Source organism: Paraliomyxa miuraensis (assembly GCF_026337845.1).
GTDB classification, from domain to species: domain Bacteria; phylum Myxococcota_A; class Polyangia; order Nannocystales; family Nannocystaceae; genus Paraliomyxa; species Paraliomyxa miuraensis.
Window position 1 is genome coordinate 124708 of sequence record NZ_JAOVZF010000158.1, and the last position, 21217, is coordinate 145924.

16 protein-coding genes are annotated in these 21217 nt (G+C 69.8%); 6 read left to right on the plus strand and 10 right to left on the minus strand.

The features are described from left to right. The first annotated feature begins 21 nt into the window (after positions 1-21). Positions 22-855, plus strand: coding sequence for a CIA30 family protein (locus OEB96_RS29810; RefSeq protein WP_266220181.1), 834 nt, complete (start codon positions 22-24; stop codon positions 853-855). Between the two features lie 206 nt (positions 856-1061). Here OEB96_RS29810 and OEB96_RS29815 read toward each other — a convergent pair whose 3' ends face one another. The 4 genes from OEB96_RS29815 to OEB96_RS29830 form a co-directional block, all read right to left on the minus strand. Continuing rightward, positions 1062-2537: an NHL repeat-containing protein gene (locus OEB96_RS29815; protein WP_266220182.1), complete on the minus strand. Its 1476-nt coding sequence runs from the start codon at positions 2535-2537 to the stop codon at positions 1062-1064. Between the two features lie 183 nt (positions 2538-2720). After that, positions 2721-4037: a Vgb family protein gene (locus OEB96_RS29820; protein WP_266220183.1), complete on the minus strand. Its 1317-nt coding sequence runs from the start codon at positions 4035-4037 to the stop codon at positions 2721-2723. Between the two features lie 47 nt (positions 4038-4084). Further along, positions 4085-5461, minus strand: a complete 1377-nt coding sequence (locus tag OEB96_RS29825; RefSeq protein ID WP_266220184.1) for an MFS transporter — start codon at positions 5459-5461, stop codon at positions 4085-4087. A gap of 180 nt (positions 5462-5641) precedes the next feature. Beyond that, complete coding sequence (locus OEB96_RS29830) at positions 5642-7189, minus strand: long-chain-fatty-acid--CoA ligase (protein ID WP_266220185.1); 1548 nt, start codon at positions 7187-7189, stop codon at positions 5642-5644. Between the two features lie 109 nt (positions 7190-7298). Here OEB96_RS29830 and OEB96_RS29835 point away from each other — a divergent pair, with 109 nt between their 5' ends. Both OEB96_RS29835 and scpA read left to right on the plus strand, forming a co-directional pair. After that, entirely contained in the window at positions 7299-9173 is a 1875-nt protein-coding gene (locus OEB96_RS29835; RefSeq protein WP_266220186.1) for a methylmalonyl-CoA mutase family protein, read from the plus strand. After that, positions 9170-11353, plus strand: coding sequence for a methylmalonyl-CoA mutase (scpA, locus tag OEB96_RS29840; RefSeq protein WP_266220187.1), 2184 nt, complete (start codon positions 9170-9172; stop codon positions 11351-11353). Before OEB96_RS29835 ends, scpA begins: the two co-directional genes overlap by 4 nt. 49 nt (positions 11354-11402) lie before the next feature. Here scpA and OEB96_RS29845 read toward each other — a convergent pair whose 3' ends face one another. The 3 genes from OEB96_RS29845 to OEB96_RS29855 form a co-directional block, all read right to left on the minus strand. Further along, positions 11403-11861 (minus strand): response regulator, encoded by a 459-nt coding sequence (locus tag OEB96_RS29845; RefSeq protein ID WP_266220188.1) that lies wholly within the window; start codon positions 11859-11861, stop codon positions 11403-11405. 161 nt (positions 11862-12022) lie between these two features. Then, on the minus strand, positions 12023-14800 hold the full coding sequence (locus OEB96_RS29850; RefSeq protein WP_266220189.1) for a serine/threonine-protein kinase: 2778 nt from the start codon (positions 14798-14800) through the stop codon (positions 12023-12025). A 52-nt stretch (positions 14801-14852) separates the two neighbouring features. Next, a complete protein-coding gene (locus tag OEB96_RS29855; RefSeq protein ID WP_266220190.1) occupies positions 14853-15449 on the minus strand; it encodes an RNA polymerase sigma factor in 597 nt (198 codons plus the stop codon). Positions 15450-15680: 231 nt separating this feature from the next. On the opposite strand from OEB96_RS29855, the gene OEB96_RS29860 reads away from it, so the two are divergent. From OEB96_RS29860 to OEB96_RS29870, 3 genes are all read left to right on the plus strand, one after another. Continuing rightward, a complete protein-coding gene (locus OEB96_RS29860; RefSeq protein WP_266220191.1) occupies positions 15681-16319 on the plus strand; it encodes a sigma-70 family RNA polymerase sigma factor in 639 nt (212 codons plus the stop codon). Next, a complete protein-coding gene (locus tag OEB96_RS29865; RefSeq protein ID WP_266220192.1) occupies positions 16316-16564 on the plus strand; it encodes an anti-sigma factor family protein in 249 nt (82 codons plus the stop codon). Before OEB96_RS29860 ends, OEB96_RS29865 begins: the two co-directional genes overlap by 4 nt. Before the next feature lie 84 nt (positions 16565-16648). Then, entirely contained in the window at positions 16649-17827 is a 1179-nt protein-coding gene (locus OEB96_RS29870; protein WP_266220193.1) for a fibrinogen-like YCDxxxxGGGW domain-containing protein, read from the plus strand. 18 nt (positions 17828-17845) lie between these two features. Here OEB96_RS29870 and lysS read toward each other — a convergent pair whose 3' ends face one another. From lysS to OEB96_RS29885, 3 genes are read right to left on the minus strand one after another with little or no spacing between them, the layout of a single operon-like run. Beyond that, positions 17846-19522: a lysine--tRNA ligase gene (gene lysS / locus OEB96_RS29875; RefSeq protein ID WP_266220194.1), complete on the minus strand. Its 1677-nt coding sequence runs from the start codon at positions 19520-19522 to the stop codon at positions 17846-17848. 50 nt (positions 19523-19572) lie between these two features. After that, complete coding sequence (locus OEB96_RS29880; protein WP_266220195.1) at positions 19573-20430, minus strand: hypothetical protein; 858 nt, start codon at positions 20428-20430, stop codon at positions 19573-19575. Then, complete coding sequence (locus OEB96_RS29885; protein ID WP_266220196.1) at positions 20427-21209, minus strand: hypothetical protein; 783 nt, start codon at positions 21207-21209, stop codon at positions 20427-20429. Before OEB96_RS29885 ends, OEB96_RS29880 begins: the two co-directional genes overlap by 4 nt. Between the last annotated feature and the right edge of the window lie 8 nt (positions 21210-21217).

Genomic DNA, 21217 nt, shown 5'->3' on the forward strand with positions numbered 1-21217 from the left:
GACGAAGGTTTGGAGGAGACGATGTCCAATACGAAGCTGAGACTGTTCTTGGGAGCTTGCTGCACGCTGGGGCTGGGCGCCGCCCCGTGGGGTTGCGATGCCGGCAGCAGCAGCGAGGAGACCAGCGCCGACGCCGGGACGGGCCCCAGCAGTGGTACCACCGCGGGCGAGGGCACGGCGGAGGGAACCGGTGACGAGACCGCCGACGGGACCGCCGATCCCCCCACCGGCGACTCCGGCTCGGACTCCGAGGGCGACATCGACATCGAGCCAGCCAACATGATCGACGACCTCGAGGACGGTGATGCGTTGATCCTCGCCGCCAGTGGTCGACGTGGCGCCTGGTACACCTACAACGACGAGACCGAGGGGGCCGTGCAGGATCCGCCCACCCCGTTCGAGCCCACCGCGGGGGGACCGGGCACGAGCCTGTTCATGGCCTTGACCAGCGGCAGCGGCTTCACGCTGTGGGGGGCTGGCCTCGGCGTCGACCTCAACAACGAGGGCGACCCCGACGGCGGCCCCGGCGTGCGCATGCCCTACGACGCCAGCGCGCACCAGGGCATCGTCTTCCGTGCCCGCGGCAACACGGCGGTTCGCGTCAAGCTCCTCGTCGATGCCATCGTCCCCACGGAGACCGGTGGCAGCTGCGCCGCCGACTGCGAGGACGCCCACGGCAAGATCGTGCCGCTGTCCGACGACTGGGTGCAGTACACCGTGGGCTTCGACGAGGTGTTCCAGGAGGGCTGGGGTGCCGCGGCGGCGTTCGATGCCGGAACGATGATGGCAGTCCAGTTCCAGGTCTCGGCCAGCACCGACTTCGAATTCTCGATCGACGACGTCGGGTTCTATTAGTCTGTAAGGGGGCTTTCGCAAAGCCCCCTCGCTACGGGGGCAGAGCCCCCGCAGCTCACCCCAAACGCTCGCCTAACGGCTCGTGCCTTTCAAAGGGGGGCTCTCGCAAAGCCCCCGCAGCTCACCCCAAACGCTCGCCTAACGGCTCGTGTCTTTCAGAGGGGCCCCTCGCAAGGGCCCCTCGAAGCGTCGGGCTCGTGGATGCGTCAGCCGGCCGGTGGGGTGTAGACCTGCAGCAGGCCGAAGCCGGTCATGTCGCTGTAGGTATAGGGCTGGTTGAGCCCACCCACGCGCACGTAGCTGGCCGGGACCGCGGGCGGGATCTTGTAGGCCGCGTTGCTGAACGTGTCCACCAGCCACACGTGATCCTCCACGTCGATGCTGATGCCGGCTGCGTGCTGCAGCTCGTTGCCCAGCGTCTCCTTGCCGTAGAAGTCGTACGTGAACGGAGTGGTGGTGGTGTCCACGCGCAGCACGCCAGGGAACGGGCCGCCGCCGAACGCCTGCACCGTCGCGATCCACAGGGTATCGTCGGCGTCCATCATCAGGCCGCGCAGGATGTTGCTCTCCATCCCATCGGCCAGGCCACCGAAGAATTGATCGAGCTCCGGCTTGAAGTTCTCCCACTGGCCGGTCTGCGGCCAGTAGTAGTAGAGGCTGTTGCCCTGGCCCGCCATCCATACCCGCCCCATGCGATCGACCGTGATCCCATAGGCATCCATGTTGGCGTCGGGCTTCTCGAACCGCTCCCAGCACGGACTACCAGGACCCGGCTCGCACCCGATGTCGGCGCGATAGAGGTGGTGGTTGGTGTCGCCGTCGACGAACCAGAAGTTGTTGTCGGGGTCGATCGCGCCGCCGTAGGGGCCCATCATCTCGCACTGGAAGTTGGGGATCGGGATCTCCACCTCCACGTCGCCCGTCTCGCCATCGACCAGCCACACGGTCACGTCGTCGTCGAGCTCGTTGCAGAACGCGACCCAGACGTCCGAGTCCTCGTAGTCGCACGACAGCGGCCCGGTCCACTGTACCGCGCGGGGGCCCCGGCGGTTCTCCCAGATGCCCTCGGCGCGCGGGATGTCGATCCTCCAGGCCAGGCACTCGTCCGATCCGAACGGCAGTGGCGTCGAGTTGGTCGAGGTGTCGACCATGCCGTCGCCGTCGAGATCGGGACAGTCCTCGTGGCGCGCCCACACCTTGGCCAGGCCGCCGCTGCGATCGGCCACCACCATGTCGCCGTAGACGCTCACCGACGTGCGCGAAGGGCCGATGAGCACCGTGCCCGCGGGCGCCGGGGCCACCGTGTAGCGGCCCACCTCCGTCGCCGTGATCGTGTCGATCTTGGAGATCGTGCTGTCGGGCGAGTTGGCAATCCAGATGTAGCTGAACTCGAGTTCACCGCCCCCTCCCCCGCCCTCGCAGCCGTTGCCCGAGGAATCGTTGGAGACGTCGAGCTTGGGGCCGCCCTCGGCGGTGCCGTCGAGCGACGTGCCGTCGGCCGTGCCATCGGCCGTGCCCATCGTCCCCCCCGGTCCCGCGGTGGGCTCGGTCGGATTGGTCGCGCTGGCCGTGCCCGTCGCGCTGGTCATGAATCCATCGAAGGGAACCTCGTTGGTGCACCCCGGCGAGCACACGACGAACGAGACCGCGCTCCACCGAGCGGCCGACCACCACCATTGCATGCCTTCCACCATACACCGCCCGACGACATCGGCTCAACGCGGATCGAAGATGCGCGGAGGGCAGCGGGGACCGGGTGGCGGCCAGGCGATGGCAGCAACGCGCTGGGCCAGGACGGCGTTCCGGAGGCGTTCGATTGCGAGGCGGAATGATCCGTTCCGCCTCGCCTCCGCGTGGACCCCTGCTCACCCCTGCGGAGGAAACGACACCAGATCGAGCCCCGCCCCGGTCATGTCCGAGTAGGTGTACGGCGTATCCAGCCCCATCACCGTCAGCTCGACGGCATACGAGCTGGCGTCGAGCTTGTGCGCGCGGCCGAACGGCGGGGCGCCGGCCCACTGATCGACCACCCACACGAACCCGTCCACGTCGATGCTCACCCCCACCGGGATGTTGCACTCGGGCAGGTTGATCGTGTCCACCGCGCCGCTGCCGTGGTGGTAGCGCGCCAGCCCACACGTCTGGTTGGTGGCCACCCAGGCATCGCCGTTGCGATCGACCGCCAGCCCGCGCAGGATGCCCGAGATCGTGGCCAGGTCCTCCCAGCTCTCGGTCTCGACGTCGAAGCGCAGCAGGCGGTTGTCGAACTCGGCGGTGACGTAGGGATTGCCGTCCTTGTCCATGGCGATGCCGTACAGGCGCTCCACCCCCGGTGCCTCCCAGCGCTGCACGTCCATGGTCTCGAAGTCCACGCGGAACAGCGCGGCGTTGTCCTTGCCGATCGCCCAGAAGTTGCGCCCACGATCGACCGCCCCTCCATAGAGCCCGCCCCACTCGGCCGAGCCGTCCCAGCTGGGGATGCTGATGCTCCCCTCCTCATCACCGGTGTCGCCGGCGAGGCGCCACACGTGCACGGTCATGCCAGGGTCCATGGCGCTGACCCACAGGCTCGGCTCCCCCGCGCAATCCTCGGCCTGAGGATCGCTGCCCGAGTCCCACGCGGCCGCACGCGCCCCCGCGTGGAGGTCCTTGCTCCACACCACGCACTCGTCCTCGTTCCACGGCAGCACGTCGCTCGGGCCCTGCGAGGTCTGGATCGCACCGTCGCCGTTGCGATCGATGCAGCGCTCTTGCTCGGCCGCGATCTTGATCACCGAGCCGCCGCCGCCCCGGTTGAGCGCCGCGATGTCCCCCACCAGGTTGACGGTGGTGCGGGAGGGGTCGGTCGCGTTGGTCGGCCCGGTCGCATAGCGAGCGATCTCGTCCCCCGTGCGCGTATCGATGCGCGAGACGGTCCCCTGCGGGCTGTTGGCGACCCAGATGTTGCTGAACGCCACCTCCTCGAGCCCCATGCCTCCGCCCTCGCCGCCGCACTCGGGCGGCTCCCCCGAGCCCCCCACGTCGAGCTTGGCCCCGGTGCCGCCCTCGGTCCCCACGGTGTCGTCGGCCCCCTCGGCGGTCTCGTCGGCCTGGGTGAGCGAGGCCGAGCCGGTGCCGGTGCCAAAGTCCCCGATCTCCGGGTCCTTCGTGCATCCGGTCAACGATGCGAGCGCGACGGCCATCACGAGCGACCTCCCGGTCGCAGTGGAATCAACGAGCGGATCGACTCTCACGTGGCGCCTCCATCGTCTTGGGGAACCGGCGGACCGGTGGGCGATGAATCTTTTTGGCCGGGCGCGGGCTCGGCCTCGGACCCGGACCCGCCCTGGCCGGGCCGAATGGGAAACGGAGCGAACCACGCGGCCACCAGCGACGGGATCGTGGCCACCATGACCACGAGGAAGAACGTGCGATAGCCCAGCCAGTCGGCGAGCGGACCGCTGGCCATCTGCGTGGGCACGAGCACCAGGTTCATCAGCGCCGTGGCGAACGCGTAGTGCGTCATGGTGTGCTTGCCCGGCGCGATCTGCTGCATCATGTAGAGCATGTTGCCGACGAACCCGAAGCTGTAGCCGAACTTCTCGATCGCAGCCATGCTGGCGACCGTCCAGAACGGCACCTGGACCCCCGGCTCGGCCACCTGGCTGAGGTAGACATAGGTCAGGTTGGGCAGGTTGATGCACAGCGCGAGCAGGAACAGCGTGCGTGGCAGGCCGTGACGCGACACGAACACACCGCCGAGCAGCCCTCCCACGATCGTGACCGCGGTGGAGATGAGGCCGTCGATCGTGCCCTTGTCCTCGAGCGACAGTCCGATGCCGCCCTGCTCGATCGGTGCCTGCAAGAACAGCGGCGCTTCGACCAACAGCAGGCCCTCGGCGCTGCGAAACAGGAACACGAACGCCAGCATCCCCACGATCGACTTCTTCTGGAAGAACGCGACGACCGCCTCCCAGAACATCGAGCCGACCTCGCGTGCGCTCTCGGGTCGGCGCGCGACCGAGCCGGTGGGCAAGACGATGCGGTGGTAGACGGCCAGCGCCGCCATCGTGGCGGCGCTGAGTACCAGGGCCCACGTCCAGGCGTCGCGAGGACCGAGCCCATCGCCGCTCTGCAGCCAGCCCGCCGTGTACACGACGGCGGAGGTGCCGAACAGCCGGCCCATGTTCCATGCCATGCCCTGCACACCCACGAAGCGGGCCTGCCCGGCCTCGTCGAGCGCGGTGATGTAGATGCCGTCGATGCAGATGTCCTGGGTGGCCGACGCAAACGCGAGCACCCACAGCACGCCGATGGTCACCTGGAAGTAGTTGGGCAGCGGCAGCGCGAACGCGATGGAGAGCAGCGCCGCGGCCATGAGCGCCTCCATGGCCAGCACGAAGAACTTCTTGGTGCGCACCATGTCGAGGAACGCGGCCCACAGCGGCTTGAGCGACCACGCCAGGCCCACGCTCGCCGTCGCGATGGTGATCTCGCTGTCGGTGTGGCCGAGATCCTTGAACATGGTGCCGGCCACCCAGATCACCATCGCGAATGGAATGCCCTCTGCGAGGTACGCGGTGACGACCCAGCGAACCGGTGCCAGCGACGACGACGAGCCTGCCATCGGGGATCGAGGCTAGAGGAACACGCAGCCCATGTATCCCCGGCTCGAATCGAGCCGCGACGGCGGCGTGTGAGCGCGCTCGCGCGGGTGCTCACGCGCTCGGGCGGAACGATTCGATCCGCCCGGCAATCGGGCTACCGGAGGCCGAAGAACGCGAAATTGGGCAACCGGCGGCCAGCCTCAGCCGGCGCCGACGAGCTCGTCACGAAGCACCCGCTTGAGGATCTTGCCGGTTGCGCCCTTGGGCAGCGAATCGCGGAACTCCACGAGGCGCGGGTACTTGTAGGCCGCCAGGTTCTGCTTGCAGTACTCGACGATCTCCTCGGCGGTGGCCGTGTGCCCCTCGCGCAGCGCGAGCACGGCCATCACCTCCTCGCCGTGCTTGGGATGCGGCATGCCGATCACGGCGGCCTCGACCACGGCGGGATGAGCGTAGAGGACCTCCTCGATCTCGCGCGGATACACGTTGAAGCCACCGCGGATGATCATGTCCTTCTTGCGATCGACGATGAAGTAGAAGCCGTCGTCGTCGCGGGTGGCCACGTCGCCGGTTCGAAACCATCCGTGCTGGATCGAGGCGTGGGTGGCCTCGGGCTTGTTGTAGTAGCCCTTCATCACGTTGGGACCGAAGATCCAGATCTCACCGGGCTTGCCGCTCTCCTCCACGCGGTGGCCGTCGTCGTCGACCAGCCGGAACTCCACGTCCTCGATCGGCAGACCGATGCTGCCGGGCTTCTTGGGTCGATCGGACCGGTTGAAGCTGGCGACGGGCGAGGTCTCCGAGAGCCCATAGCCCTCGAGGATGTCGACCCCGTACTTGTCGTCGAACGCCTTCATCACCTCGACCGGCATGGCCGACCCGCCGCTGACGCAGCGCTGGAGGCTGGAGAGGTCGTAGCGATCGGCCTCGGGATGGTGCAGCAGCGCGAAGTACATGGTGGGCACACCCGCGAACAGCGTGACGTGGTGCGCCTGCATCAGCGCGAACGCATCCTGCGGGGTGAAGCGGGGCAGCAGCACCAGCGTGCCCCCGGCCCCGAGCACCGCGTTCTGCAGCACGGTCTGGCCGAAGCTGTGGAACAGCGGCAACGTGACCAGCGCCACCGTGTCGACGCTCATGTCGCACAGCTTGTCGCGCGAGTAGAGCGCGTTGTAGAACAGGTTGAAGTGGGTGAGCTCGGCCCCCTTGGGCTGGCCGGTCGTGCCCGACGTGTAGAGGATGACCGCGGTGTCGTCGGGATTGGTGGCCGGCAGATCCTCGACCGGAGTCGCGGTGGCGAGCATGCGATTGAACGACCGCGCCCCCGCGGGCTCGTCGAGGTCGGTGGGATCGGCCTTGGCCACGATCAAGTGCTTGCAGTCGTCGACCCGGGCAGCGCCGGCATGGGCATGCTCGAGGAAGCCCTCCCACACCACCAGCGCCACCGCGTCCGAGTCGCGCAGGTGATAGGCGACCTCGGGCCCGGTGAGCAGCACGTTGAGCGGCACCACCGTACAGCCGGCATAGTGGGCACCGAAATAGGCCGCGATGAACTGGGGGACGTTGGGCAGCATCAGCGCCACGTGCTGACCGGGCTCGACCCCCAGGCCCTGCAGGGCCCAGGCGAATCTTCGGGCCATGCCGTGGAGCTGGGCGTAGGTGAGCTCTGTCTGCCCGATGATCACTGCCGTGCGATCGGGCCAGGTGCGAGCGGAGCTGCGGAGGATGGAGGCGAGATTGAGGCTCATGGAATCTCCGAAGCGGCCGGCGGCCGGAGCGATGATACGCACGATGTGCAGACCGAGATAGGCCAACGTGCCCCGCGCACGTGGCCCCTGCTACCCTCGTACCAGCCCCGTGCCCAACCACGACGACCCTGCCCTGATCTCCGAGTTCTCCGCGATCTCCCGCGAAGCATGGCGCGCCCGCGTGGAGCAGGCCCGGGGCCGAACCGTCGACGAGCTCGACGCGCCCTCCGTGGAGGGCTTCGAGCTGCGGATCCCCGCGCTGCGCTCGGCCGACGACGGCGAGCCCGGTCCCCGACCGCCCGCACGAGCGCCCGGATGGCGCATCGCGCTGGAGTACGCCGCACCGCACGGCCCGGCGCTGGCCGAGGTGGTCCGCCACGATGTGGGCCGCGGACTCGAGGTGGCGTGGGTCGGCCTGCACGACGAGCTGCGAGCGCAGCATGCGATCCACGGGCCGGCATCGGGCGTGGTCCTGCAGCCCGAGCAGCTCGCGGGCCTCGTCGATGCGCTCGGGCCCACGGTGGCGCTCCACCTCGACGCGGGGCTCGCCGCCCCGGCGATGGCACGCGCGCTGCTCGCCGCGCGGGGCGACGATGGGCCGGCCGACGCGGTGCTGTTCGATCCGCTCACGACCCTGGCCTGCACCGGAGGGCTGGGCACGACGCTCGGTGACGCCTACGCGGCGCTGGCCGAGCTCACGCGCGAGGTGGCGAGGCGACGACCCGGTCCGGGAGCGCTGCGCACCATCTTCGTCGACGCCGTGGCACTGCACGACGCGGGCGCCTCGGCCGAGCAAGAGGTCGCCTATGCGATCGCGGGGGGCATCGAGCACCTGCGGCAGCTGGAGGCCCACGGGCTCGCCCCCGCCGATGCGCTCCCGCACCTGGCCGTGCGCATGGCGGTGGGGACCGATCTGTTGGTCGAGGTGGCCAAGCTACGCGCGGCTCGGCGCCTGTGGGCTCGCGTGCGCGCCCATGCGGGCCTCGACGCGGGCTCCCCGACCCCGCCTCCCACACCACTGTGGGTCCGCAGCTCGTGGCGCAGCGGCACGCGTCGCGACCCGTGGGTCAACCTGCTGCGCGGCAGCGTGGCCGGCTTCTCGGCGGTGGTGGGTGGTGCGTCGGTGATCGCGGTGCAGCCGGCCACGGAGGCACTCGGCGAGCCCGACGCCAACGCCCGACGCTGGGCGATCAATACCCAACACATCCTGCGCGGCGAGTCCCACCTGGGAGTGGTGGATGATCCGGCCGCCGGGAGCTGGACGTTCGAGGCGCTCACCGATGCTCTGGCCCGGGGAGCATGGGAGCGCGTCCAGGAATGGCTCGCCGATGGCGGGCTCGCCTCCGCGATCGAGCAGGGCATGCTCCAGGCACGGATCGCGGAGCGGGCCGCGGTGCGGTCTTCCGAGCTGGCGACCGGCCGCCTGGCATTCGTGGGCACGAATCTCTACCCCCAGCTCGACGAGCCGGTACCCCCCGTCACGTCGACGCCCGTCCCCACGTCGGGGGTGGACGCCACGCCGTCGATCGCCGTTCCCCCGCTGGCGAGACACCGGCTCACCGAGCCGCTCGAGGCCCTGCGCGATCGCAACGATGCCATTGCCCGTCGAGGTCGCCGACCTCGCGCGGGGTTGATCACCGCCGGCGATGCCCACAAGGCTCGCCCACAGCTCGACTTCGCTCGCAACTTCGTGACCGTGGGAGGCTTCGAGCCGATCGTGCTCGAGGACGACGCCGAGCCTCCCCCCGACATCGGCCTGGCCATCGTGTGCGCACCTCCCGATGCGCTCGAGGCACACGGCCCCGCCGTCGCCCTCCGCCTGCGGGAGGCAGGCGTACGGCGGGTGCTGGTGGCCGGACGCCCCACCCCCGCCCTACGCAACGCGGGCGTGCACGACTTCGTGCATCGCGGCCGCGACGTGATCGCCTTGCTGGGCTCGCTCCAGCTCGAGCTCCTTCCCACCGTCATGGAGGGCCTGGCATGAGCACGCTCCCGGACTTCTCCACGCTGAGCTATTCAGAGCTCGTGCAAGGGTCACAGCTCCCGCAAGTCGGCCCCACCGCGGGGTCCGAGCCCGAGGCCGGTGCCCCTGCATGGACCACCCCCGAGGGCATCGAGATCCGCTCGCGCTACACCCCGGCCGAGCTTCCCGATCCTTCGCAGCTCTCCACCATGCCCGGCTTCCCGCCGTACCTGCGTGGGCCCTACCCCACCATGTACGTGGAGCGACCGTGGACGATCCGACAGTACGCGGGCTTCTCCACCGCCGAGGCCAGCAACGCGTTCTACCGCCGCAACCTCGCCGCGGGCCAAAAGGGCCTGTCGGTGGCGTTCGATCTGGCCACCCACCGCGGCTACGACTCCGACCATCCGCGCGTGGCCGGTGACGTGGGCATGGCCGGAGTGGCGGTCGACTCGATCCTCGACATGCGGATCCTGTTCGACCAGATCCCCCTCGACCGAATCAGCGTGTCGATGACCATGAACGGGGCCGTGCTCCCGGTGATGGCGCTGTTCATCGTGGCGGCGCAGGAGCAGGGCGTGAGCGCGGCCCAGCTCAGCGGGACCATCCAGAACGACATCCTCAAGGAGTTCATGGTCCGCAACACCTTCATCTATCCACCGGGGCCCTCGATGCGGATCATCGGGGACATCTTCGCCCACACGGCGAGGCACATGCCCAAGTGGAACAGCATCAGCGTGTCCGGCTACCACATGCAGGAGGCCGGGGCCACGGCCGACCTCGAGCTGGCCTACACGCTGGCCGACGGCATCGAGTACGTGCGCACGGGCATGGCGGCGGGCCTCTCCGTGGACGACTTCGCCCCGCGGATCTCGTTCTTCTGGGGCATCGGCATGGATCCGTTCATGGAGATCGCCAAGCTCCGTGCGGGTCGCATGCTGTGGTCCAAGCTCATGCGCGGCGTGGGTGCGCGCAGCGACAAGTCGCTGGCCCTGCGCACCCACTGTCAGACCTCGGGCTGGAGCCTGGCCGCCGCCGATCCCTACAACAACGTGGCGCGTACCTGCATCGAGGCGCTGGCCGCCGTCTGCGGCCACACCCAGTCGCTGCACACCAACGCGTTCGACGAGGCGCTGGCGCTGCCCACCGATGCCTCGGCTCGCATCGCCCGCAACACCCAGCTGCTCTTGCAGCACGAGGCCGGGGTGTGCCGCAGCATCGATCCGTGGGGCGGAAGCTACTACGTGGAGGCCCTCACCGATGCGCTGGCCCGCAAGGCGTGGGCGCTCATCGAGGAGATCGAGCAGATGGGCGGCATGGCCAGGGCCATCGAGCAAGGGCTGCCCAAGCGGAGGATCGAGGAGGCGGCCACCCGCACCCAGGCGCGGATCGATTCGGGAGCGCAGCCCCTGGTGGGCGTCAACTGCTGGCGGGTGCACGACGAGCCCCCGGTGGAGGTGCTCAAGGTCGACAACGAGGCGGTGCGGCGGGCCCAGCTCGCCCGCCTCGAGCAGCTCCGAGCCGAGCGCGACGACACCCGGGTCCAAGCGGCCCTACGAGCGCTCACCCGCTGCGCGGAGTCGAGTGAAGGCAACCTGTTGGCGCTGTCGATCGAGGCCGCGAGCGCGGGCGCGACGGTGGGCGAGATCTCCAGCGCGCTCGAGGAACCGTGGGGACGCTACGTGCCGCAGCAACGCTCGATCCAGGGGGTGTATCGCACCGAGCGCGCCGACGACGGTGCGTTGGCCGAGGTGCTCGACCGCGTGGAGCGCTTCGAGCAGGCCGAGGGCCGACGCCCGCGGCTGCTCGTCGCCAAGATGGGGCAGGACGGGCATGACCGCGGCGCCAAGGTGATCGCCACCGGGTTCGCCGACATGGGCTTCGATGTGGACATCGGCCCGCTGTTCCAGACCCCGGAGGAGACCGCCCGACAGGCGGTGGAGAACGACGTGCACGTGGTGGGCATCAGCTCGCTGGCCGCCGGGCACCTGACGCTGGTGCCGAAGCTACGGGCCGAGCTCGCCAAGCTCGGGCGGGAGGACATCGTGGTGGTGGCGGGAGGGGTGATTCCGCCGCAGGATCACGAGGCACTGCGGAGCATGGGAGTGGCGGAGATCTTCGGGCCGGGTACCGAGCTGTGCGAGGCGGCCATGCGAGTGCTCGATGCAATCGAGACGGCGCTCGTGGGACCGAGCTCGTGAACACCCGCAAACCCGCTGGGGCCGCGGCGGCCTTCTCGTCCGGCTCCCCCTACGACACCGCGCCGACCCGAACCCGCACGCGCCCGGCCGTCAGCACCCGCTCGAGCTCCCGCAGCCCGAATGGCTTGCCCAGATACTCGTCCATGCCCGCGGCCAAACAGTCTTCGCGATCGCCCTTCTGCGTGTAGGCGGTCACCGCCACGATGTAGGGCTGCGCCAGTCTGGCGTCCCGTCGAATCTGCCGCGTGGCCTCGAGCCCATCCATCACCGGCATCTGCACGTCCATCAGCACCACGTCGTACCGTCGGCGGTGCACGGCATCGAGGGCCCCGCGACCGTCCTCGGCCACATCGACCTGGTGCCCCAGGCGCTGGAGCATCGACCACGCGACCCGTTGGTTCAGATGATCGTCCTCCACCAGCAGCACCCCCAGCGGACCGTTCTTGCGCGACTCGATCGCGGGCACCGGCTCGATGAGCGCGCTCCTCACCCAAAGGGGCATCGTCATGGTTCGCACTACAGCGTACGCCGTTACGCCGAATCGGCGAGGGTCTAACTTGGGCCACCCGGTCTCGCGAGTGAGCCTGGCGGCTCGAGGTACGCCGAGCGCCTACTCGCAGCAGCGCTCGGCCTCGAAGTCGGTGCCCCGACCAGTTCCACCAAGGGCCGCTACGGCTCGAGCAGCGCCCGCACGCGATCGACCTCGTCGGGCACGGGAGGATTGGGCAGGTCTTCGAGCACCTCGAACAAGGGCATCAAGGCACGAGCCTCGTCACGTCGATCGAGCCGTGCGAGCGCCTCGGCTCGCAGCAGCGTGGCTTCACCGTTGAGGTCGTCGCCCTCGCCAACGATCTCCGGAGGCAACGCCTCGAGCCTCGTGAGCGCCCGATCCGGTCGCCCCTCTCCCAACTCCACCCGCGTCATGCCGAGCTCGATTCCAAGTGTCGGCTGCGGAGGATCGAACGCGAGCGCCCGCTGCCGCGCGAACTCCAGCATGCGACGGCCGTCCTCGAACCGACCGACCTGCGTGAGGCTGTTGCCGTAGTGCACCACGCGACGCAGCGCGAACTCGTGGACGACCTGCCCTGGATCCAGTGAACCGTAGGCCCTTGCGTAGAGCCGGTTGGCATCGGCATACCGGCGAACCACGTAGTAGGCCTCGGCGAGGTTGACCTCCACCATGAGCACGAGCGAGGCCTCGGCGCCCAGCGCGTCGGTGAGCAACGCCCGCGCCCGCTCGAAGGCCGCAATCGCCTCGTCATATCGCCGCTGAAGCCTCAGCACGAGACCCACGTTGTTGTGGGCGAACGCGGTCTCGGGATGGGACGGACCCAGGTGCTTGCTGCGAATCTCGAGCACGCGCTGGCCAAGGGCCAGGGCCTGGTCCAGCTGGCCCTGCGGAGTGCGAGCGGTGCCCAGAGCCCCGAGGATCTGGGCCACCCGCAGGCTGTCGGGCCCCGCCTGCTTCTGCGCGATCGGAAGCGCTCGCTGAAAGCACGCCACCGCGTCGGCGTAGCGATGGTGTCGAAGCTCGATGCGACCGCGCGCGAGCCACAGCCGCGCCTCCAGCTCGTCGGCGAAGCGCGCGTCGAGACGACGAACGCGCTCGAGCATCGCCAGCGCATCCTCGCTCCTCAGCTCGGCCTGCTCGTAGCGCAGCAGCATGTAGCCGAGGATGTCGACCAGCTCCACGGCGGTCTCCGCGGCCAGGAAATCGTCGCCGGCCGCCAGCGCCAGCGACCAGGCCTCCTGCAGCTCGGTGGCGGCCTGCTCGCCGTGTCCGAGCAGCACGAGCATCCGCGCCCGCTCGCGCAGCACCCGGGCCAACAACGGGGGGTAGCCGGTCTCGCGCGCCCCCTCGACCACGCGCTCGGACAGCTGCAGACCATCTCGATAGCGACCCGCTCGGCTGAGCGCCTGCACCTGCGCCCGGTCGTCCTCCAGCCCCACGACGCGCTCGTACACCCCGGGATCCCTCGGCGGCGGCACGCGAGCACGCAGCGCCGGGAGGTCTGCGCACGGGGCCAGCGAGCTCAGATCGTCGACCGCCTCGATGGCGTGCTGTCGTACCTCGGGCGTCGGCTGCTCGAGCACCGACACCAGCGCCCGCAGCTCACGAAGGCGCTCGTCGAGGCAAGCGCCGCGCAGATCGAGGGCCTCGTCGGATTGTGCACCACGATGGTGGGCCTCACACGCATCGCGATGCCCCCGAGCCCAATCGCCGACGTAGGCATCGATGCGCTCGACCACGAGCGTCGACGTGTCCTCGGCGTACTCGGTGGCGCCTTCGGCCAGGGTGCGGCGAACCTCGGCCCGCGCCCCGGAGGTCCACAACTCGTCGACGAGGCGGTCACCCCCGGCGCATGGATCGACCGAGGCAAGCAAGGTCCCGCCCACCAGCGAACCTGCGCCAACCAGCACGAGCCCCGCCAGCGCCCACATGCGTCGTCGGGCTCGCCGCATGCCCGGCTCGAGCCGCTCGACCAGCGCATCCATCGAGTCGAAGCGATCCTCGGCGCGCGGCGACAGCCCGCGCATCACCACGCTGCGCAACCACCGGGGCACCGCCGGATCGCGGTCGGGCTCCGCCATGTCGCCGGCGAGCACCCGGGTGGCGAGCTCGGCCAGCGTCCGCCCCTTGAACGGCCGCGTGCCCCACAGGGCCTCGTAGAGCATCACGCAGAACGCATACTGATCCGATGCGGCCGTGGGTGGCTCGCGACGGAACTGCTCGGGGGACATATAGGCCGGCGTACCCACCAGCGCACCGGCGCGGGTGAGCGTGGCGTCGAGCAATCGCGTCTCGCCCGACAGCGGACGGCCGTCGGCATCGACCACCGGCTCGCTGGTGTCGTCCATCGGACGGGCGAGGCCAAAGTCGGTCACCCGCGGCCGCTCATCGCGGCCGATCAGCACGTTGTCGGGCTTGACGTCGCGGTGCACCAGGCCCGCCGCGTGGGCAGCGGCCAGCCCGCGGCCCACGTCTCGGAACATCGCCAGCACCCGCGGGCGATCGCCTCGATGGTGCTCGAGCCAGGTCGTGAGCGTCCCGCCCTCGACGAACTCCATCGAGACGAACACCCGCCCGTTCACCGCCTTGACCTCGTGCACGGTGATCACGTTGGGGTGCGAGAGCTTGGCCATGGCCTGCGCCTCGCGAAGCAGCCGCTGCTGTGCGCGCTCGTCGGCGAGCGCGTCGCGCTCGTGCAGCACCTTGAGCGCGACCTTGCGATCGAGGTCGGCGTCGTAGGCTGCATAGACCACTCCCATCCCTCCACGCCCCACCGCCTCGAGCACGTGATAGCGGTCGAGCCTGGCGCCGGGCTCGAGCAGCGAGCGCTCGGGCTGGCACAGATCGTCGTCGGCCAGCGTCTCGTCCGCACCGGGCCGGACGATGGACTCGACGCCGGTGGCAGAGCCCGGCGTCTCGGGGTCACTGGGGGGCACGGTGTGATCGTGCCACGGCCCGTCAGCCGGTGGATCGAAGCGCACGGGTCGCTCATGAAGCGCAGGCCAGCGACTCGTGGCTCGCACGACCGGCGGGACCAGGCGACGAGGCTCGTCCCACGACCAGGCTCCGCAGGCGCTCGCGAGCACGATGCGCCCTCACGCGCACCGCTCCTGGTCGGAGCCCGAGCGTGCGCGCAACGTCGCATAGCGAGGCCCCATCGAGGACACGGCGAAGCAGCTCTTGCTCGGCCGGCGCCAGCCGCTCGAGCCCGTCCGAAAGCGCCTGGTGACGCGAGAGGGTGCGCTCTCGCTCCTCGATGATCTGCTCGGGATCGAGCTGCGGCCCGGGATGCTCATCGGCAGCTTCCAGGGAGCAGACCGGTCGGACACCGCCGCGGCGAAGCTCGGAGAGCGCCACGTTGCGCGCGATGGTTCGAAACCATGAGACCACTACGGCATCGCCGACCGACGCGTTGGGCGCCCAACGATGCCGAGACCGATGCGCGAGCAAGAACGTCAGCTGCACGAGGTCGTCGACCGCACCGTGGACCCCCACGATGGCGGTGATCCGGGCGCGAACCCGCGGCTGCAGGACGCGGTAGAGGGCGACGAACGCCCGCGGATCGTCGTCGACGTAGCGAGTCATCGTGGCGACCAGGGGCTCTTGGGGGATGGAGGAAGCGTGGCGGGGTACCATGGGCATGCTCGTCCCTGGCCGCGGGGTACGCAACCGGACCGAGAGGGCTCGGCCGGTCGCAAGCGCCACGGCGGGGGTCTTGCCCGCTTCGATGACCGACGGAGGAAAAGGTTACCGGTCCAAACACCCTTCGGCGGTTCCCCTGCGCGCTCGACCGCCACACTGCTACGCTGCCATGGCTTGCGCTCGTCCCGGACGACCTCGCCCCCGCCCCAGGATCTGGATCCGGATCCGACGCGGCGGCCGTCCGTGGAGGAGATGGTGGACCTGATCCGAACCCACGCGGCGCCCCTGCGGCGAACCTGCCGGCGCCTGCTCCGAGACGACGTGGACGCCGACGACGCGATCCAGGAGACCTTCCTCAACGCGCTGCGTGGTCTGTCGTCCTTCCGTGGCGATGCCCGGCTCTCGACGTGGCTCCACCGCATTGCGATCAACGTGTGCCTGGCTCGGCTGCGGCGCGCCAGGCCGCAGGCGTGGACCATGGACGCGGACCACGAGGACGACGCGCTGGCCTCGCTGCTGCCCCGCTACCATCACGATGGCCACCGCATCGGGCCGCTGCCGACGTGGAGCACCCCCCTCGACGAGCTCGCCCAGCGCCGGGAGCTGTGCGAGCGGGTGCGTCGGATGGTCGAGTCGCTCCCCGAGCCCCACCGCACCGTGATCGTGCTGCGAGACTTCGAGGAGCTGTCGACCGAGGAGACCGCCGAGCTGCTCGGGGTGCGGGTCAACGCGGTCAAGACCAGGCTCCATCGAGCCCGGCAAGTTCTTCGCACCATGCTCGAGCACGAGCTCCACCGGGAGGAATTGGGATGACACAGCGGATGACCTGTCGCGAGCTCATCGAAGACTTCCTGGCCGCCTACGTCGACGACGAGCTGCTGCCCGAGATCCGCGACCGCTTCGACGAGCATCTGGGCCAGTGCCCCGCCTGCGTGAGCTACCTCGAGACCTACCGCCAGACGATGGCGCTGGCCCGCGCAGCCAGCCATGCCGAGCCCCTCGACGACCCCGCCCCACCGCCCCTGGTCGAGGCGATCCTGGCGGCGCTGCAGAAGTGAGCGCCGCCAGGGCGCCCACGCGCAGCCGACCGCTCGCTGGTCGTGGCAGGGCAGGTGCTCGGCTCGCTCTGATACCATCGTTCGGTGGCACCACAGCGCTCCCCAGGCCAGACCGTCGTCGCCCTGGTTGCGCTCGGCCTGGCTTGCGTGGCCGGCCCGAGCTGCGCGGTGGGCCAGGGCAACGAGGGGAGCGACACCAACCCTGGCCTGGGGTCGGGTGGTCCTGCCTCGTCCGACGACGGCACCATCACTCCCATCGACTCGGCCGACAGCGGCGAGGGCCAGCCGGTCTGCGGCAACGGGCAGGTCGAGGCAGGCGAGAGCTGCGACGACGGCAACGACGACGACACCGACGCCTGCACCAGCCTGTGCGCCGCCCCCTCGTGCGACGACGGCCTCCAGAGCGGCGATGAGACCGACGTGGACTGCGGCGGAAGCTGTGCCGCCTGCACCGGTGGCGGGTGTCGCACCACCAGCGATTGCGAGGCCGGCGTGTGCATCGACGGTACCTGCGCCCATCCGCGAAGCTGCCGCGAGCTGCTCGAGCAGGTCCCCGGCACCCCCGACGGGGTGCAGACCATCGATCCCGACGGTGACGGCGGCGTGGCTCCGTTCTCCGTGTCGTGCGACATGACGAGCGAGGGCGGGGGCTTCATCCGGCTGTCGCTGCAGCACAGCGACGGAGTGATCGTGGCGCAGAACGCCGCCGACAACCCATGGCACAAGTGTGCAGACGACGCCGCCAAGCACTTCTCGTGGATCGACGAGGGCACGATCTCCGCCGACTTCAGCCCCGGTGAATTCCTCGACGAGGAGGTCGAGCTTTCGTACCAGAACCCGGCCGATGGCACGACCTACTCGTCGGCCCAGGTCGAGGCCCTGCGTACGGTGGTATCGGAGCTGGCCACCTCGACCCGCATGGTGGCGGTGACCGCCGACGACGACGGCGCCGACTGGGACGCCGACATGGTCAATGGCCACGAGGTCTACGTGCGCGGCGCCCTCGGTACGTGGATCCTGCTCACCCCCGGGACCAACGGTGATTGCGGTGGCAGTCCCGGCGCGTGGCCGATCGCAGACACCGAGTCGGCGTTCTACCTGTGGACCCACGATGCAGGGGGCTCGGCCGTCGACGGCGTGACGGGCCTCTCCGACATCTCCGGGGTGGGCAGCGAGGTGCTGCCCGACGCCGTGCGCCTGGTGGTCCAGAGCGGCGGCGGGGTGGCGTTCGGCTGGGAGCAGCCGGTGTTCCTCGTCCGGTGATCCCGTGACGGAGTCCGTCTACGCCTCCTGAAGCGACGCCTTCAGCAGCGGCAGCGCCCGCGCCGCGCCCATGGTCGCCAGCAGCGTGCTGAGCTTGGGACCGCGATCGCGGTCGAGCAGCAGATCGTAGAACAGCGGATAGATCTCCTTGAGCGGCGTCGTCAGCTCGCCCGCGAGCGCCTTGAAGTGCTCACCGAGCGTGGCGTCGTCCGCCTCGGGGTCCTGCTCGAGCACCGCGACCACCCGCTGGAGTGCCATGCGCGACTCGCCTTCCACCACCCGACCCACGGGCTCGGCGCGAATGCGATAGCGGAAGTCCTCGGGGGCATACTGCTCGATCCAGCTCCACACGCAGCGCGCCCGTTGATCGAAGCGGCGCCGGACCTCGGGGTCCGCGAGCTCGGCCTCGCCCGCGTACACGGCACGGGTCCGCTCGATGTCGCCGTCGAAGATCTGCAGGTTGACCGACAGGTGCCGAAAGCCCGGCAAGAACGGAGCCGGTGTACCGGGCTCGATGTGATGGTGATCGACCGAGGCCAGCTGCATGGTCCGCCGCGCGGCCTGGCGCTTCTTGTCGTTGCGCCCGCCGTCGTCGGCCTCGTGGGCCAGCCGGAACGCCCGATCGTGGTCCTCGTAGAGCTTGACGACGTCGAGGTCGAACGAGATCTGGAACTCGGTGTTGGGCCGATAGCTCGCGAACAGCCACCGCAGCACCTCGGGCTCGTAGACCTCGAGGCAGTCGGCCACCGTGACCACCCCGCCCTTGGAGCTGCTGATCTTGCCGCCCTGCCCCTTGACGGACACGAAGTCGTAGCCCACGTACTGCGGCGCGCTCCACCCGTAGATCTCGGCCACGATGCGCTTGGCGGTGTCGTAGCTGCCGCCAGCCGAGCTGTGATCCTTGCCGCCGGGCTCGAATGCCACCCGCTCCTGGGCCCAGCGCATCGGCCAGTCCACCCGCCACGGCAGCTTGAGGTTGCCGCCCTTGCGCAGGTCCACATCGTGGGCGTGGCCGCACTGGCCGCAGTCGTAGTGCACCGACCACTCCCCGTCCCAGGCAAAGCGCAGGTCGTCCTTGCCGCACGCATCACAGAAGCCGGCCAGCGGCAGCCAGTCGTCGGCCAGCAGGCGCCGCGCCCCGTGGGCCCGACGGGCATCGTTCAAGATCTCGCGGATCCGATCGGCGTTGGCCAGCGCCTCGTGAATGCCCTCGGCGTAGGCCCCGGCGCGATAGCGCTGGTGCTGCCGAATGAACTCGGGCGCGATCCCCAGCGGGGCCAGACTCTGCTCGAAGGCCGCGATGTGGTGCGACGCATAGCTGTCGTGCTCGCCCCATGGATCGGGAACGTCGGCGATGCTGCGGCGGAGGTTTTGGTGCAGCATCTCCTGCTGCGGCGCGTCCTTGGGGACCTTGCGCATCACGTCGAAGTCGTCCCACGAGTAGATGAAGCGCACCGGCACTCCGCGATCGGCGAGCGCCCGCGCGACCAGGTCCACCGTGATCACCTCGCGGAAGTTGCCCACGTGCACCACCCCCGAAGGCGTGATGCCGGCCGCGACGGCGATCGACTCGGGCTTGCCCTGCGATCCATCGCCCTTCCCCGACAGAGCCTCTGGGTGGGCACGGAGGGTCCGCTCGGCCGCCTGGTCGGCCCAGTGGTTGAGGTGGGGATCGGGAGCGCTCGGATTGGCCATGGGGAGGTCGGTTTTGGCCCAACCGAGCGCGCTCCCGCAAGGGCGGGCCGCTACTTCTTCTTGCACTTCTCGTCGCTGGCCATGCGCGACGGTCCGTCGAGCAGGAACGACGATGCACCCGCGGCCTTGTACTGGTCGACGGCCGCGAACGCAGCGGCGCACAGCGCCGCCTTGTCGCGCTTGTACTTGGCCACCGCGGCGAGCCCCTCGTTGGCACGCCCCTTGAGGATGTCGGCCTCGGCCCCGGTCCCACCCGCGGCTTGCAGCGCGGCCTCGTAGCTGCGCTTGGCCGCATCGAGATCCTCGGGCTTGGCCAGCTCGGTACTCTCGGCCGAGCCGAACGCGGTACCGATCAGTGCCTGCGCGTGCAGGACCTGGGCGAGGATTCCCTGGGCGCTGGCGGGCGAGGCCGCAGCCGCGGCCTGCAACGCCTGCTTGGCCGCGTCGTAGTCCTCCTGGGCCAACAGCAACGCACCACGCCCGAGCTTGGCCGCCGCCTCGACCTCCGGGTCTTGTAGCTTGCTGGCCATCTCCAGCCCGTACTGAGCCGGAGCCTCGGCGTTCTCGAACACGATCTGTGCATGCGCCACCGCCAGCCACCCGCCTGCCAGGCCGCTGGCCCGCATCTGGGACGGCTCGCGCATGCCCGTGTGGATCGGCTCGAGCGTCGCGATCGCCTCTTCGTAGTTGCCCGTGAGCACCTGGTGCACTCCCTGGGCGAGCTCGGCGGGATCGGGATCCTGCGCCGGCGGAGGCTCGGGCTGAGGCTCATCGGTCACAGCCCCCGCATCACCGCCATCGGTGGTGGAGGCCGTGGTGTCGCCGGGGTTGGTGGTGTCGGTCTTGGGCTTGCCGCAGGCGGGGACCAGCAGGAGCAAGGCGAGCAGGGTGGGAATGGTCGGCTTCATGGCTCGGGCTTCGGGCTTGGGGAATCGGAGTCGGAGGTGGAATCGTCGGCGGACGCCTGGGACGCTTGGCCGTCGAGGTCGTCCTCGGCCAGTGGCGAGGCCGATGGCGGGTCGGGCCGATGCAGCACGCGGATCTCCAGCCGGCCGTCGGCGCCGACGGTACCGTACACCAACTGACTGGGATCCTCGTGCCGTCCGGTGAGGTCGGCCTCGAAGGTACCGATCACCTCGATGGTGTCGCCGATCCGCAGCGATACGCTCTCGTAGTGCGCGCCTACCTTGTCGGTGGGCGCGGTCACCCGGGCCCCCTCGAGTTCCTCCACCCCACACAACCCCGTGCCATCGGACACCACCAGCAGGTCGGCCGCAACCGCGGTTTGGGGGCCCGCACCCGCACGGTTGCGCCACACACACTCGTGCCCGGGAGCTCCCCCGAGGTTGCCGGAAGCGCTCTGAATCACGGCCTCGATGCGCACCGGCCCTGCCTGGGCCTTCGCGATCGCCGTGGGCTTGCGCTGCTCGAGCCGCTCCACCGTCGCCCGCCACGCCGCGTCCCGTCGCCCGGCCCCGAAGCGAACGAAGCGATCACGCCCGCGTGGCACGATGGATGACGCTCCGAGCTGTGCGCGCTGACGCCGCGCTCCCACGAAGAACACCAGCACCGCCAGCGGCACCAAGAACGCGAGCCACAGCAGCTGCCCCGAGTCCCAGCCCGAGAACATCGAGAACGGATCCTCGGCCCCGCCCTCGAGCTGCGCCGGCGCGAGCGCGACGGCCATCACCCACG

Excerpts from the sequence above, each read along its gene's own strand:
- OEB96_RS29810 (WP_266220181.1), top strand. The coding sequence starts at position 22 with ATGTCCAATACGAAGCTGAGACTGTTCTTGGGAGCTTGCTGCACGCTG.
- OEB96_RS29815 (WP_266220182.1), bottom strand. The coding sequence starts at position 2,537 with ATGCAATGGTGGTGGTCGGCCGCTCGGTGGAGCGCGGTCTCGTTCGTC.
- OEB96_RS29880 (WP_266220195.1), bottom strand. The coding sequence starts at position 20,430 with ATGAAGCCGACCATTCCCACCCTGCTCGCCTTGCTCCTGCTGGTCCCC.
- scpA (WP_266220187.1), top strand. The coding sequence starts at position 9,170 with ATGAGCACGCTCCCGGACTTCTCCACGCTGAGCTATTCAGAGCTCGTG.
- OEB96_RS29825 (WP_266220184.1), bottom strand. The coding sequence starts at position 5,461 with ATGGCAGGCTCGTCGTCGTCGCTGGCACCGGTTCGCTGGGTCGTCACC.
- OEB96_RS29845 (WP_266220188.1), bottom strand. The coding sequence starts at position 11,861 with ATGACGATGCCCCTTTGGGTGAGGAGCGCGCTCATCGAGCCGGTGCCC.
- OEB96_RS29865 (WP_266220192.1), top strand. The coding sequence starts at position 16,316 with ATGACACAGCGGATGACCTGTCGCGAGCTCATCGAAGACTTCCTGGCC.
- OEB96_RS29885 (WP_266220196.1), bottom strand. The coding sequence starts at position 21,209 with ATGGCCGTCGCGCTCGCGCCGGCGCAGCTCGAGGGCGGGGCCGAGGAT.
- OEB96_RS29855 (WP_266220190.1), bottom strand. The coding sequence starts at position 15,449 with ATGACTCGCTACGTCGACGACGATCCGCGGGCGTTCGTCGCCCTCTAC.
- lysS (WP_266220194.1), bottom strand. The coding sequence starts at position 19,522 with ATGGCCAATCCGAGCGCTCCCGATCCCCACCTCAACCACTGGGCCGAC.
- OEB96_RS29830 (WP_266220185.1), bottom strand. The coding sequence starts at position 7,189 with ATGAGCCTCAATCTCGCCTCCATCCTCCGCAGCTCCGCTCGCACCTGG.
- OEB96_RS29820 (WP_266220183.1), bottom strand. The coding sequence starts at position 4,037 with ATGGCCGTCGCGCTCGCATCGTTGACCGGATGCACGAAGGACCCGGAG.